The sequence below is a fragment of the Verrucomicrobiia bacterium genome, from assembly GCA_023953615.1.
GTDB lineage: Bacteria > Verrucomicrobiota > Verrucomicrobiia > Limisphaerales > JADLHS01 > JADLHS01.
Window position 1 is genome coordinate 1,280,583 of sequence record JAMLJH010000001.1, and the last position, 14,428, is coordinate 1,295,010.

Annotated in this window: 10 protein-coding genes; 8 read left to right on the plus strand and 2 right to left on the minus strand. The window is 59.3% G+C overall.

The features are described 5' to 3' along the window. Nucleotides 1–134: 134 nt before the first annotated feature. Nucleotides 135–1,019 (plus strand): NAD(P)-dependent oxidoreductase, encoded by an 885-nt coding sequence (locus tag M9920_05325; protein MCO5051704.1) that lies wholly within the window; start codon nt 135–137, stop codon nt 1,017–1,019. A gap of 348 nt (nt 1,020–1,367) precedes the next feature. Next, nucleotides 1,368–2,084, plus strand: coding sequence for a translation initiation factor IF-3 (gene infC / locus M9920_05330; protein MCO5051705.1), 717 nt, complete (start codon nt 1,368–1,370; stop codon nt 2,082–2,084). Nucleotides 2,085–2,115: 31 nt separating this feature from the next. On the opposite strand, the gene M9920_05335 is transcribed toward infC, so the two are convergent. Beyond that, nucleotides 2,116–3,597 (minus strand): DUF2851 family protein, encoded by a 1,482-nt coding sequence (locus tag M9920_05335; protein MCO5051706.1) that lies wholly within the window; start codon nt 3,595–3,597, stop codon nt 2,116–2,118. Between the two features lie 112 nt (nt 3,598–3,709). On the opposite strand from M9920_05335, the gene M9920_05340 reads away from it, so the two are divergent. The 6 genes from M9920_05340 to M9920_05365 are packed head-to-tail and all read left to right on the plus strand — an operon-like array spanning nt 3,710 to nt 13,205. Continuing rightward, nucleotides 3,710–5,071 carry a trypsin-like peptidase domain-containing protein gene (locus tag M9920_05340; GenBank protein MCO5051707.1) on the plus strand — a complete coding sequence of 454 codons (1,362 nt, stop codon included), beginning with the start codon at nt 3,710–3,712 and terminating at the stop codon, nt 5,069–5,071. Between the two features lie 51 nt (nt 5,072–5,122). Then, on the plus strand, nt 5,123–6,085 hold the full coding sequence (locus M9920_05345; GenBank protein MCO5051708.1) for an ABC transporter ATP-binding protein: 963 nt from the start codon (nt 5,123–5,125) through the stop codon (nt 6,083–6,085). Then, a complete protein-coding gene (locus M9920_05350) occupies nt 6,085–6,837 on the plus strand; it encodes an ABC transporter permease (protein MCO5051709.1) in 753 nt (250 codons plus the stop codon). Before M9920_05345 ends, M9920_05350 begins: the two co-directional genes overlap by 1 nt. A gap of 1 nt (nt 6,838) precedes the next feature. Continuing rightward, nucleotides 6,839–8,341: a GldG family protein gene (locus M9920_05355; protein ID MCO5051710.1), complete on the plus strand. Its 1,503-nt coding sequence runs from the start codon at nt 6,839–6,841 to the stop codon at nt 8,339–8,341. A 12-nt stretch (nt 8,342–8,353) separates the two neighbouring features. Then, a complete protein-coding gene (locus M9920_05360) occupies nt 8,354–10,135 on the plus strand; it encodes a DUF4340 domain-containing protein (GenBank protein MCO5051711.1) in 1,782 nt (593 codons plus the stop codon). A gap of 1 nt (nt 10,136) precedes the next feature. Then, the gene (locus tag M9920_05365; GenBank protein MCO5051712.1) at nt 10,137–13,205 is read left to right on the plus strand and encodes an AsmA-like C-terminal region-containing protein; all 3,069 of its coding nucleotides are present in this window, start codon (nt 10,137–10,139) and stop codon (nt 13,203–13,205) included. 94 nt (nt 13,206–13,299) lie between these two features. Here the strand turns inward: M9920_05365 and recA are convergent, their stop codons facing one another. Next, a complete protein-coding gene (gene recA, locus M9920_05370; protein ID MCO5051713.1) occupies nt 13,300–14,397 on the minus strand; it encodes a recombinase RecA in 1,098 nt (365 codons plus the stop codon). Between the last annotated feature and the right edge of the window lie 31 nt (nt 14,398–14,428).

A 14,428-nucleotide genomic window follows, 5' to 3' on the forward strand; every position in this document is an offset into this window, starting at 1 on the left:
GGGCAACCACCTGATGAAACTTGGTTGCGATTGATTCCGCGCTGCGGGTCCGCTGGCCGGGCGGGATCACATTTGACTTGAGCCAAATCCAGAACCAAGCTCGCCTCGGGATTTCAAACTGAATCTGAAAATTTATGTTGGAAAAAATTGGTTTTGTGGGAGTGGGACGCATGGGCGCGAACATGGCGCGCCGCCTGCATGAGTGTGGTTATCCCATCGCCGCCGTATTTGATGTCAACTCCGCAACGGCTCAAACCTTGGCCGGGGAACTTCAAAGCGTGGCGGTTACGGATCTGAAATCAGTGACGGCGGCGGCGGACATCATCATCACCGTGGTCAGCGATGATCGGGCGATGAAGCGGATTTATCGCGACGGTTTGTTGACGCGGGCGCGGGGTAAACTCTTTATCAACTGCGCCACGGTAACGCCCGCGGTCCACCGCTGGGTGGAACAGCAATGCGCCGCCAAGGGCGCCAGTTCATTGGAAGCCTGCATGGCGGCCAGCATTACCCAAGCGCGTCAGGGCACGCTTTATTTGATGTGCGGCGGGCAACCGGAAGTGTTCGAGCGCGTCAAACCGCTTCTGGAAAAACTCGCCACGGAATTGCGTTACATCGGCACGGCGGGCAAAGCCGCAGAAGTCAAGGCGCTGGTCAATATGGTCATGAATGCCAACACCGCCGCGCTGGCGGAAGGTCTGGGTCTGGGGGCGGCGCTCGGGTTGGACCTTACGATGTTACGCGAAGTGTTTGCGCAAACCGGCGCGCGTTCCGGCGTGCTGCAAACCGACGGCGAAGACATGCAGAATCGTGAACATTCCTGCTATTTCTCCGCCGCCCATGCGGCCAAGGATTCCGGCATCGCGCTGCAACTGGCGAAGCAACAGGGTCTGAACCTGCCGCTCGCCACTGCGACGAAAAAGCAGTATGACCGCATGATCCAGGTTGGCTTGGGCGAACTGGATAAATCCGGCATTGCCGAACTGACCTTCAAAGGCCGCCACGCAACACAGGGTTGAATCACTATCAAATCATCACTTGGACCGATGCGACGCTGAGGCGGGCTTGTAGGCGGTGCAAAATCCTGAATGAACTGGTGCGTTTACCCCAATAGCAATGCCGTTGCGTCACTCCCAGTCAGGCGATCTACAGCGCGAAGTTGTGCGAATTCAAAGGAATCGTTCCGGCCAAGGGCTGGCAAAATTCCTGCTAAACCAGCCTGGGATGCAGAGAGAAATGGTGAAAATTTCGTTAATTTGCTTGCGTGAGAAAATGGAATTGCTTAACTGGCCGCAATTCGTGGCCGGTAGAGTCCGGCTTGGTTTGATGTCGAACGATACAATGATCTCTCAACCGACGAGGGTGTTTTGAGCCACCCTTATCACTCACGTCATAACTCCCCCGGCTCGTTCATCAGGATCAACGGGAAAATTCGCGCGCGCGAAGTCCGGGTCATCGGCGCCGATGGCAAGCAGCTTGGGGTGATGTCTTTGAATGATGCGCTGAACCTCTCGCGTCAGGCGGGCTTGGATTTGGTGGAAATTGCCGCGACCGCCACGCCCCCGGTGTGTCGCATCGTTGACTTTGGCAAGTTCCGTTACGAGCAGGCCAAAAAGGATAAGGAATCCAAGAAAAATCAGAACGCCTCGATCGTCAAGGAAGTCCAGCTCAGTCCGCGGATTGACGCTCATGATTTCTCGGTCAAGGTCGGCCACGCCACGGATTTTCTGTGTGAGGAAATGAAGGTCAAGGTGACCTTGCGCTTTCGCGGTCGCGAAATGCAACACACCGAATTCGGGTTCGAGGTCGTCACCAAATTCATCGAGAAGGTGGCGCCGTACGGTCATCCGGATTTTCCACCCAAACTGATTGGCCGCGGCATCAACGTGATGCTGAGTCCCTTGCCCCGGAACAAACGCGCCAAAAATCCACGCGTTACAGCCACCGGGGCGGACGCACCGCCGCCCGCGGCTCAATCCGCACCGGCGAACCCTAATCAGGTTCAAGTCAGACGCGGAGAAAATGCGGCGACGGAACCGTCCGGTTCTTTCACTAATAATCCGTTCTCGGAACTGAAGGCGTGAATCGGTTGGACGACATCGGATCGCACCCGTTCTAAACGCCAACCGACCAGTTCGTCACCAACTCCGGAAAGCGGCACGAATCGCACAGTGCGTTACTGTGATCGCAAAAATCCCGCACGATCTGCAACAATCCCTGTTGCGCGCTAGCTGTCTTCAATCCGGTACTGCCGCGCCAGGAACGCCCCAATAATCGTTGCCGGGCCAATCGCAAAGTGGCGTTGTCTTCAGCGGCGGGCCAGGCGTGGTAGCGACGGGTGATTGCGTCGGCCAGGGCGGTGTTTCCACCCGCGCTTGCGCGGGCAAGCAGCCAGGGCAGGACGGTATTGACCGCCAGATCCGTGATGCGCTGCGCTCCAATCAGTGGTTGTGATTGTTTCAAGCGCGCCCCATTAAAAGTCCAATGCCAGGACCAGAACGGATCCGCTGGAACGCGGAAAATTTTCACGAGCGCCGCGGTCAAACGCGAATCAGAGTCGGAGATTCGACTCCAAGCTTCCACTGAGGTGATCAGGTCGTTTCGTTGAACCCAATGCGCGGCCAGCGCGAGCCGGCGCAGCGGTTGATTGGCCGGACGTAATCCGTGCAGCCGCCAGACCGAACGCGGCAAAATGTGCGGCGCAAAATTTTCGCGCTCACGCCACCAGACGTCCCAGATGCGCCGCAGATAGGCATCCGATGTCGAGCGGTTGCGCCGGAGATCCAGCGGCAGTAATCCGCTGAGACCGAACAATCTGGCTTGGAGGGGAAAAGCCGTGGCCACGCCTTGACCCCAAACCTTGCGAATTTCGGCGAGATGCTGCATCGGCCAGCGATTGTGTTTGTAACCGAGCGAACGGAAGAGTCCTTCCCACCAAGCCTGCTCCCAACCGACCGCACGCGCCCGGGTTTCCAGTTGCGCGGCTTTGTTGTGCAGGCGCACCTGGGCGGCGGCACGCAGCAGGCCGGCCAGGGCGTCCGGTTCGAGTTTTTGCAACGGCGCCCGGCACCGGCCAATCAGATTTTCTGGCAGCGTGCGCAGTGATTGAAACTCCAATTGCGCGGCGAGATCGGCCAAGGGCGCGTCCAACACGTCGCGTAAGGCCAGGGTGGCCAGCGGGGTCGAACTGGCGTTGGCTTGCCAGACGACGTGGAGGATGACGTTTTTGAAAGCTGGATTACGCGCGTGTCCGTGGCCGCGCCAGCCCGAGTCAGCAAGGTCTATTTCCACGTCTCCGGAAAGCGGCGGCGCAGAATCAAACTGGAGAATCGCCCCCCGAAAATCCGGACCGCCTTCCACACTGATGAAACCCGGATGAAGCACGCGCACCGATTTGCCGTCCAAGGTTCGGAGGTGCTCCCGGCGCAAGCGTTGATGTTGCCAGATGGCTTGAAGGAATTTTTCCGATGGACCGGCGGCCGTCTCGCGCAGCGTGGCCGGCAGGCCGCACTCGGAGCGCCAGCGGGTATAGGCATTGACTGGAATGGGCTGCACTTGGAATTGCTTTTGCGCCGAGCCTCTCGCAAAGTCAAGCACAGGCTCAAATTAAAATGCCGTGCGGTGAACAGATGATTATTGCAACTGTCTCGTTAAGATGAAGATGCGACTACGAAGAACAACACTTTTTCGACCGGCCGGAACGGGGGTTTTGATTTTCGCCCTTCTGGCGAATGTCGGCGCGGCGCCAGCGCCGGCGGCCGAGGTGGACATCCGTCGGAACGCCACGGTGGCGGCGATCGAGCGAGTGACGCCCAGCGTGGTGAACATTCGCACTTCCAAATTGGTTCGCCGCAATACGGCGGAGGAAGAATTTTACCGTCGGTTTTTTGGTTGGAATCTGGCTGGAAGCGGTCCCGCTGAAGAACAGATCAACAACATCGGCTCGGGGGTGATTGTCGAGGCAACGGATGATGAAGGTTATATTCTGACGAATTTCCATGTGCTCCAACAGGCGGAGCGGGTGCAGGTGCAGTTGTGGGATGGGCGCGAGTATGAAGCGGAAAAATTGCTCTATCAGACTCAGAAGGATCTGGCGTTGCTGAAGATCGTCCGCCGGGCGGACGATCCGCCGTTTCGCCCCATCCTGCTGGCGGCGGATGACGATCTGCTCCTGGGAGAAACCGCCATTGCCATCGGCAACCCATTCGGGTTGGGCGGATCCGTTTCGCAGGGGATATTGAGTTCCAAAAATCGGCGGCTGGACTCTGGTGGAAATCGCTTGGATTACCTGGATTGGTTGCAAACCGATGCCGATATCAACCCCGGCAACAGCGGCGGGCCGCTGGTCAATATTCGCGGCGAACTCATCGGGATCAATGTGGCCGTTTACAACCAAGAGGAGGGCAAGGGCACCGGCTTTGCCATTCCGGTGAAACAAATCTCCAGTGCGCTGTCGGATTTTTTCAGTTTGGAGTACTCCGCCAAACTGTGGTTGGGCGCGCGCTTTCGCGGTTCGCCCAAACCGCTGGAAGTGCGCTACGTGCAACCTCACAGCCCGGCGGATGATGCCGGATTGCGCGAGGGACAGCAGGTGATCGAGGTCAACGGCCAGGCGGTCAGCAGTCTGGCCCGGTTTTGTCAGCTCATGGCCGCCAGCTCCGATCACCAGGCGCAGTTGGTGGTTTTGGACCAAGGCGTTCAGCGTAAAATCTCCGTGCAAATGGTGCCGCTGGAGGAGGTGAACCGTGCTTTGTTGGGCAAACGACTTGGATTGACCGTCGGTCCGATTTCCAATGTTTCCGTTCCCAGTGGAAACCCGCCCGCGACGCCAACGGGATTGACCGTCACCGCCGTGGAGAAAGATGGCCCCGCAGCCAAGGCACGCCTCGAAGCGGGCATGATTGTAAGCGCCATTGACAATGTGCCGGTCACCGATGTGGTGAATCTCAGCAACGTGCTGGGCAATAAAAGGAGCGGCGACCCCTTTCGGTTGATTGTGAACGTGGCGACACGTTATGCCGATGGGCAGGCGCGCTGGTTAACCGGACCGGTGGACATTCCCGCACGGTAGTGAATTTTCATCGCTGTACTTTTCGCTCCTGACTAGACTATTCCACGCGCAATGGATGCCACACCCATGATTGAAGTTCACCAGCTAACCAAGCGTTACGCTGGTCGAACCGCCTTGGCGGATATTTCCTTTTCCGTGGCGCGCGGCGAGATTGTCGGTTTGCTGGGGGACAATGGGGCCGGGAAAAGCACCACGATGCGCATTCTGGCCGGTTTCATGCCCGCCACTTCCGGCACGGCGCGCGTGGCGGGTTACGACGTGTTTTACGATTCCAAGGAAGTGCGGCGGCGCATCGGTTACATGCCGGAGAATAATCCGCTGCACAACGAAATGCGGGTGCGGGAGTATCTCAAATTCCGGGCGCGTTTGAAGGGATTGAGTCGTGCCGTCACCCGGGAGCGCCTGGATGCCGTGCTGGAACTATGCAGTCTGACGGACGTGCGCAAACGGATCATCGGGCAGCTTTCCAAGGGATATCGGCAACGGGTGGGACTGGCCGACGCCATCATCCATGAGCCGGATTTAATCATCCTGGATGAACCCACCATCGGTCTGGACCCGCATCAGATTCGCATGGTGCGTCAGCTTATCAAAAATTTGGCCGGCAGTCATACGGTGTTGATTTCCTCGCACATTCTGCATGAAGTCGAGATGACCTGCAGCCGGGTCATGATCATGTTGCGCGGACGGATTCTCGCGTCGGATACGCCGGAAAATCTGCAACGCCTGATTGCCAGCAAGGGACAGATCATTGCGGAAATTGCCGCGCCCCCCGAGGAGTTGAAACTGGAATGGGCGCGCATGGGTGAAGTGGAGCATTACGAGGTGGCCCCGGCCGAAGGGATTTTCCAACGCTGCGCGTTGACGGCCCGCCCCGGCTTTGATTTGCGCCCGCAGATTTTTGCGCTGGTCCAGGCGCGTGGCTGGACATTGCGGGAATTGACCCGCAGCCGTCATTCCCTGGAAGACATTTACATGCAGGTGACCAAGCCCAACGAAGAGGAGGAATTCTGATGCGCGTGTATCTCACGTTGACGCGGCGCGAGCTGGCGACGTATTTCGTCTCGCTGACCGGCTACGTCACCATCGCGGCCGTGGCGCTGCTCTGCAGTTTGAGCTTTTGGGTGATGCTGCGCACCATGGGCACCATGTCGTTCCAGGTGCCGGTCACGGAGTTGTTTTTTCAGAATCCGATGTTCTGGTTCATTCTGCTGATCGCCAACGCCGTCATCACCATGCGGCTTTACGCGCAGGAAAAATACTCGGGCACCTATGAAACGCTGATGACCACTCCGGTGGGCGACCTGCAGGTGGTGGCGGCCAAGTTCACGGCGGCCTGGCTGTTTTACATGATCATGTGGCTGCCGTTTCTGGGTTGCTGTTACCTGATTCAAAACTACGCGCAACAGGCGGGCGCGCTGGACCCCGGCGTGCTCGCCAGCACGTATCTTGGCATCGCGTTGTTTGGCGCGTTCTTCATTTCCTTTGGCGCGTTTGCCTCCTCCCTGACGGTGAACCAGATGGTGGCGGCAATGGTCAGCATGTTGCTCGGCATGGCGGTGTTCGCGCTGGGCTACGTGGCGGGACCGGGTTTCGTCAGCGGCCCGTGGCGGACCCAGTTATTGAGCCGCTTCAGTTTCTTCGAGCAGATGCGCGAGTTCGCGCACGGAGTGGTTGATACACGCACGGTCGTGGTGTTGTTGAGCCTCGCGTTTTTATTCCTGTTTCTGACGTTGCGCGTGGTGGAGAGTCGGCGCTGGAAATAACATGAGCACCTCGTCCCCATCCAAATCGAGTTTCACACCGCGCCGCCGCTGGTCGGTCGGACTGGATTTGGGCTTGCGCACACTGTTTGTCGTGGTGGTGCTGGTGCTGTTGAACCACTTGGCGGGCACCTTCTTTCATCGGCAATCCCTGAGCAAAGCGACACGGGTCGAATTGTCCGAGCGCACGCGTAACGTCATCGCCGCCGTCACCAACGACGTCAATATCACCATCTACTACGACCGCGATGATGAGTTCTACCCGACCGTGGCCGCGCTGCTGCGGGAGTACCAGGCGTTGAATCCAAAGCTGCGCGTGGAAACGGTGGATTACGTGCGCGACGCCGGGCGCGCGCTGGAAATCAAACGGGAATTTGATCTGCCCGAATCCAGCAAAGACGACGAAAAGAATTTCGTCATCTTCAAATCCGGCAAGGAATCGCGCTTCGTTCCAGGCAGCTTTCTGACGGACACGACCATTGGTCGCGATCGCGAAACTGGCGAATTGGTGCGGCGCGCCACGGCGTTCAAGGGTGAAACCGCCTTTACCGCCATGCTGCTCTGGGTTTCCCATCCCAAGCCGCTCAAGGCGTACGTTTTACAGGGGCACGGCGAACACAACATTGACGGCAGCGACGAAATCACCGGCTACCTTGGCTTCAAATCGCTGTTGCAACAGAACGCCATCAGAGTCGAACCCATCACGTTGGCGGGCACGAACGCCATCCCCGCCGATTGCGCGTTGCTGGTCATTCCGGGACCGCGAAATCCCATCCCGGATCTTGAACTTAAAAAAATCGAGTCGTACCTGGACGACGGCGGGCGCCTGTTTGCCTTGTTCAATTCGTTCACCACGGAAGCGGACAGCGGGCTGGAATCGTTGCTGGCGAAAAAGTGGCATGTGGTGGTGACCGACAGCGTGGTGATTGATCCGGCGCACGCGGTTAATTCGCTCAAAATTGCGCCGGGTCGCGATGTGACCATCGCCGCGTTCTCCGAGCATCCGGCCGTGCAAGGCTTGTTGAACTACCAACTGAATCTGTTGGCGCCGCGCGCGTTGGGCGAGAAACGGGAAACCGGCCGATCCACGCCCGATTCAATAACCGTGCAAACCTTGTTCGCCACGGAGCCGACGGCCCGGCTCGTGAATAATCCGCGCATCCCGCCGCAAGCTTTCGTGTTGGCCGTGGCCGTTGAAAAACAGCTCGCACCGGGCGTGATCTCGCCGCGCGGACGCACCCGCATGGTCATCGTGGGCGATTCTTATTTCCTGGGGAACGAACAAATGAACAAGTTTCCGGCCAATCGCGATTTTGCCTACTACGCCGTCAACTGGCTGCTGGATCGGCCTCAATTCACTGAAGGGATCGGGCCGAGACCGTTCACCGAATTTCGAGTGGTGTTGACCGAGCAACAAATGGCCAAACTGCGCTGGCTCTTGTTGGGCGTCCTTCCCGGCGGCATCCTGTTATTTGGCGTCCTGGTCTGGTGGCGCCGGCGCAAATGAGCATCGCATGACATGAACACCAAAAGCACCTGGATCTGGCTCGCGCTCGCGGCGATTCTGCTCGCCGCGGTGCTGGGCGTGGAGAAGTTCTGGCGCCAGCCGCCGCCGGCGGTCGCGCTGTTGCTGCCCAATTTCCGCGCCGCGACGGTGACCAGCGTGCAATACACGCCGCCAGGTCAGTTTGAAATCCGCGCCGATCGCACCAATGGCGTTTGGGAACTGGTCAAGCCCATCGTCTATCCGGCGCAGAAAGCGAGCCTCGACACGCTTTTGGAAACACTGGAGCGACTGGCCCCGCTGCAGATCATTTCCGGCGCGGAACTGCGCCATCGCACCAATGCCGACGAGGAGTTTGGTTTTCAAAACCGCCGGATGCTCACGCTGCAATCGGGTCACGACGCGCGGCCGCTGCAGTTTGGCAACCGCACCGCCCCCGGCGACGGCGTGTACGTGCAACTTGTGGGCGGCGAAAACGTGTTCGTGGTGGATGCGCAACTGTTGGATCTGCTTCCAAGCAAACCGGATGATTGGCGCGACACGACCCTGTTGGACCTGCCGCTATCGGCTTTCAATCGGTTGTCCGTTTCCAACGCTACCGTTGTCGTGCAATTGGCGCAGGCCGGCACCAATCAACCGTGGCGTTTGACCTTTCCCATCCCGGCACGGGCGGACAACGAGCGGTTGATGGCGGCGTTGCAGCAGTTGAACGCGACCCGCGTGCGCCAGTTCGTTACGGATAATCCCGCGGCCGATCTGGAGAGTTTCGGTTTCCCGACGCCGGAATTGGAATTGACCTTCGCGCGCGATACCAACGTGCTGACCACGCTGCAATTTGGCAAAAGCCCCACGAACGATTCCACGCTGATCTATGCCCGGCGCGTCGGGCAACCCTCCATCTTCACCGTGGAACGGCAAACCTTGAAGCCGTGGCAGATTTCGTTGAACGAGTTTCGCGATCCACACTTGCTCAGCGTGCTGCCGGCAGTGACCGAGATCGAGGTGAGTGGTCACGATCCGTTTGTTCTGCAACGTTCCTCCACCAACACCTGGCAATTGAAAGGCAATCCGCTGCCGGTGGACCAGGAATTGGCGGAAAGCTTATTGCTGACTCTGCCGGCCGCGCCGATTCAGCAATACAAAGATTCCATCACCACCGAGGATCTGCAGCGCTACGGCCTGGCCGAGCCACAACGCACCGTGCGGTTGTACGCGGCTCTGGGGGGAACCAACGCGCTCGCGGCCGAACTGGCCTTCAGTGCGCCCGCCACCAACGGGTTGGTGTACGTCCGGCGCGCGGATGAAAATCCGGTGTACGCCATCCGCAACACCGATTACGGCAAACTGGCCGTGGCGGATTGGCAATTGCGCGACCGGCAACTCTGGCGTTTTGTGGAAACCAATGCCGTGCGGATGATTTTGCGGCGGGGCGATCACCAACTGGACCTGCGCCGCGCCGGGGCCAATGCCTGGGCGAGCGTGCCCTCATCGCGGGCCATCAACGGGTCGGAGGTGGAAGCTGTCGTCAAGCAATTCGCCGCCTTGAACGCGGTGGCGTGGCTGGGGCGCGGGGCCGAGGCGCGCCCGGCTTTTGACATCACCACCAACAGTTTGCAGGTGCAGATCGAATTGAAGGACGGAACGCGTCATCAGGTGGAGTTTGGTCGGCCCACGCCGGACGGGTATCCCGTGGCCGCCGTTACTCTGGAGGGCACGTCGTGGTGCTTCGAGTTTCCCTTGATGCTCTACAAATACATGGAGTTCACGTTGCTTAATGCCAACGCGTTTCCCCCGTGATATGTCCGCGTCGCCGAAGGCCAAAGGCCGCCGTTTCTGGCGGCGGCTGCGGATTTATTTTCGCGGCTTCCGCATCGCCGTCTGGCTGTTGATCTTCGTGGTCGTCGCGGCGTTGGTGTACCTGAACCAGGTGGGGCTGCCCGATTTTTTGAAGCGTCCGCTGCTGGCCCAAATTCAGAAATCCGGTTTGGACGTGGATTTCAGCACGCTGCGTTTGCATTGGTCGCGCGGCTTCATCGCGAAACAAGTTCAGTTTGGCGCGGGCGCGATTACCAACAATCCGGCGTTGCCGCGCTTCACGGCGCAAGAGCTGGAGTTTAATTTTCATCTCCGCGCGTTGCTGGAAGGACAGGTGCGTCTGGACTCGGTCATTCTGCGCCAGGGGGAATTGCAATGGACGTTGCCCGCCACCAACGGGACGCCCCGCGCGCTGACCATCAGCAACATTGAATCCAGCCTGAAATTACAGCCGGAAGAGCGCTGGTCGTTGGACGATTTCCGCGCGCAATTCGGCGGCGTTAATTTCTATGCGCACGGCGTGGTGACCAATGCGCCCGCGTTGTTCAAGCATCGCCGACGCACCACCGGCACGGGCGCGCCAACGCCCGGACCGAAGCCGCCCGAACCCGGGCGCGCCCGCTTCGATCTGGCCCGCTTGGAACAGCTCGCCGAACTCCTCGCGCAAATCAAATTCGCCACCCCGCCGGAACTGCGAGTGGAGGTGTCCGGCGATGGCGCCAAGCTGCGGTCTTTCGATGCGCGGCTGATCGTCAAAGCGCCGGCGGCGGAAACCCCGTGGGGCGCCGGCGAAAATCTACTGTTGCTGGCGCGTTTGTCGCCGCCAAGCGGCAATGAACAGTCGCGCCTCGAATTGAGTTTGCAGGCAGGTCAGGCCCGGACGGAATGGGCGAGCACGGTGAATTTGGAATTGGAGTTGCGCCTAGATACGATCATTACGCGTCCGGATCAAATCAACAGTCACCTGATCTTGCGCGCCGATGAAGCCGAAAGCCGCTGGGCCAGCGTGCGGGGCGGACAATTGAAAGCGGGCTGGGTGCAGCACACCACGAATCCCATTCCGCATCAGATCGAGATTGAAGCTCATGCCGACCGGGCCAACTCCTGGTTGACCCGCGCGGCGGACGTAAATTTTGCCGCGCGTCTGGAGCCATTGCCCGAGCCGCCCGAACCGGCAGCGGCTCTCAGTTATTGGAACCAGCTGTTGCCGTATCAAATCCAGTGGGCGGCCAATCTCGGGCGCTTGCGCTCCGTGTTGCTCCAGGCGGATCAATTGAACGTGGCCGGAGACTGGCGCGCTCCGTCACTCGCCATCACGAATCTGCAGGCGCAACTCTACGGAGGCAGCGTGACCAGTGCCGCGCGGTTAAATGTTCAGACGCGCGAAGTGACCGTCCAATGCGCGGCGAATTTCGACCCGCTCACCATTTTACCGTTGCTGCCTCCCGCAGCGCAAAATTGGTTGGGAAAATTTACCTGGGCGCAAGCGCCGCGCGTGCAGGGCGAGCTGGCGGTGACGTTGCCCGCCTGGACAAACGCCGCTCCCGACTGGCGGGGCGAGTTGGGGTCCACCTTGTGGCTGTCCGGCCAGACGGTGGTGACCAACGGCACGTATCGTGGCATTCGCGCGGATTGGGCCACCACGCATTTCCAGTTCTCAAATCAGGTCTGGAATTTGCCCGATCTCACCGTTGGCCGGCCCGAGGGGAAATTGCAATTGTCCCTGGAAGCGGACCCCGTCACGCAGGACTATTATTGTCGCCTGCGCAGCACGATTGATCCCATGGCGCTGCTGCCGGCGTTGGAGCCCGAGATTCAACGCGGTCTTGGGTTCTGCGAGTTTGGTCAGCCGCCCACGGTGGACGGCGAGTTGTGGGGACGCTGGTATGATCACAGTCGTTCCGGCTTTCGCGGTCAGATCGCGCTGACCAACGTGGCGTTTCGCGGTCAGATCGCCGACGTTGCCATGACGAAACTGGAATATACCAATCTGGTGGTGACGTGCGAAACGCCGCGCGTTTGGAGCGGCGCGCAATATGCCGCAGCCGAGGCCGTGGTCGCTGATTTCAATGCGCAACGGGTGTACTTCACCAACGCTTTCAGCACCTTCGCGCCCAGCAACATTGTCCAGGCGATCGGGCCGGTCGTCGAACACGCGTTGGCCCCTTACCATTTTGGCGACCCGCCGATAGCGCACGTCTCGGGTCACGCGCCCATGCACGACCCGAGCGATGCGTATTTGATTTTCGAGGGCACGGGGAAAAACTTTTCCGCGCTGAATCTTCAGACTTCCAATTATCAGGCCAAAGTGATTTGGGCGGGAGAAACGCTGACCGTGACCAACGTGGTGGGAGAATTTTATGGCGGCGCGGCGGAAGGTTGGGCGCATTTCGTCTTTGACGAGCCGGACGAGGCGAATTACGCGTTTGCCATCAACACGACCAACACGCATTTGCCGGCGCTGGTCACCGCTTTGACGCAGGAGACCAATCAACTGGAAGGCTGGCTGACCGGTCAATTGATGATCACCAATGCCAATACGGAAAGCATCAAGACGTGGGCCGGTTCCGGCGCGGCGGTATTGCGCGATGGCCTGCTGTGGGAGCTGCCCATCTTCGGCATCCTTTCCGAGCCGCTGGATGCCTTGATGCCGGGAGTGGGCAACAGCAAATTCACCGAGGCCCGGGGCAGTTTCAGTTTTGGTCACGGAGAGATCGCTTCCGCCGATCTGCAAATGCGCTCCAGTGTGATGCGCCTGAAATATCGCGGCACGGTGGATTTTGACGGCCACCTGGATGCGCGGGTGATTGGCGAACCATTGCGCGACACGCCGGTGGTCGGCTCCTTGGTGAGCACCATTTTATCGCCGGTGGCTTATCTGTTCGCGTACCGCTTGACCGGCACCTTGGAAAATCCCCAATCCGAACCGGTCTATATTCCGCGACTGTTGCTCGTGCCGTTCAGTCCGTTTCAGACCATTGGCAATTTGTTTTCCAGCGAGGGCGATAAATCTGCGACGGAAAAATTTTCGCCCGTGCCGGAGTCCGAATAGGCGCTTCGCGTGATGCGCCTCCACTCTCGAACCGTTCCAAGCCTGATCGTCACCTCAATGGTGTTGCCGCCGATGGAGGGAGATCACGGTTCGCTCACTTCTTGACCGACGCGTCTTTCTCCGGCTCTTTGGAGCTGACCTCGGGATTTCGTTTGGCGAGAATGGCGGCCACGATTTTCTCGGCGAGTTCCGGTTTTTCAATCAAAGCCTTTTTCGCCGCCTCGCGTCCTTGCCCAATCAGTTCCCCCTCGAATTGAATCCACGCGCCGCGCTTGTCCAACGCGCCGGAGTCAATGCCCATGTCGAGAATGCTGCCTTCCTTGTCAATGCCGTGGTTGTAAATGATGTCGAACTCCGCTTCGGTGAACGGTGGCGCCACCTTGTTTTTGACCACCTTCACTTTGACGTGATTGCCAATCGCCGCGCCGGTCGAGTCCTTGAGCGTATCTTTGCGGCGAATATCCAGGCGCACGCTGGCGTAAAATTTCAGTGCCTTGCCCCCGGGCGTCGTTTCGGGATTGCCAAACATCACCCCGACTTTTTCGCGCAACTGATTGGTGAACACGCAAGTCGTCCGGGATTTGTTGAGAATCGCCGTGAGCTTGCGCAACGCCTGCGACATTAACCGCGCCTGCATGCCCATCGTGGCCATGCCCATATCGCCCTCCAGCTCGGCCTTCGGCACCAGCGCGGCCACGGAGTCCACCACGATGACATCGAGCGCGTTGGAACGGGCGAGGGTTTCGCAAATGGTCAAAGCTTCCTCGCCCGAGTCGGGTTGTGAAACCAGCAAGTCATCGAGATTCACGCCCAGCTTTTTCGCGTAAGCGGGATCCAGCGCGTGTTCCGCGTCAATGAACGCAGCCAGGCCGCCCGCTTTTTGCGCGTTGGCAATGACGTGCAGCATGAGGGTGGTCTTGCCGGAAGATTCCGGTCCAAAAATTTCCACGACGCGACCCCGCGGCACCCCGCCGACGCCCAGCGCCAGGTCCACAGCCAGCGAACCAGTGGGAATGACCTCGATCTTTTTCAACGCCTGCGCGGTGCCGAGCCGCATAATGGCGCCCTCGCCGTAACTTTTGGTGATGGTGGAAATGGCGGCATCCAATTCGCGCGAGCGGGCGGCGGCCTGTTTGGCGGCTTCAGTCTGTTTGGATTCCGTGGCCGTTTTGTCGGTGGTTTTTGGTGGCATAAACTGGAGGCAAAATCGTGGTTTGCGATTT

What these genes read in the sequence shown, in the direction of transcription:
- M9920_05325 (MCO5051704.1), top strand. Translation starts at nt 135, where the DNA reads ATGTTGGAAAAAATTGGTTTTGTGGGAGTGGGACGCATGGGCGCGAAC.
- M9920_05355 (MCO5051710.1), top strand. Translation starts at nt 6,839, where the DNA reads ATGAGCACCTCGTCCCCATCCAAATCGAGTTTCACACCGCGCCGCCGC.
- M9920_05350 (MCO5051709.1), top strand. Translation starts at nt 6,085, where the DNA reads ATGCGCGTGTATCTCACGTTGACGCGGCGCGAGCTGGCGACGTATTTC.
- M9920_05360 (MCO5051711.1), top strand. Translation starts at nt 8,354, where the DNA reads ATGAACACCAAAAGCACCTGGATCTGGCTCGCGCTCGCGGCGATTCTG.
- M9920_05345 (MCO5051708.1), top strand. Translation starts at nt 5,123, where the DNA reads ATGGATGCCACACCCATGATTGAAGTTCACCAGCTAACCAAGCGTTAC.
- M9920_05365 (MCO5051712.1), top strand. Translation starts at nt 10,137, where the DNA reads ATGTCCGCGTCGCCGAAGGCCAAAGGCCGCCGTTTCTGGCGGCGGCTG.
- recA (MCO5051713.1), bottom strand. Translation starts at nt 14,397, where the DNA reads ATGCCACCAAAAACCACCGACAAAACGGCCACGGAATCCAAACAGACT.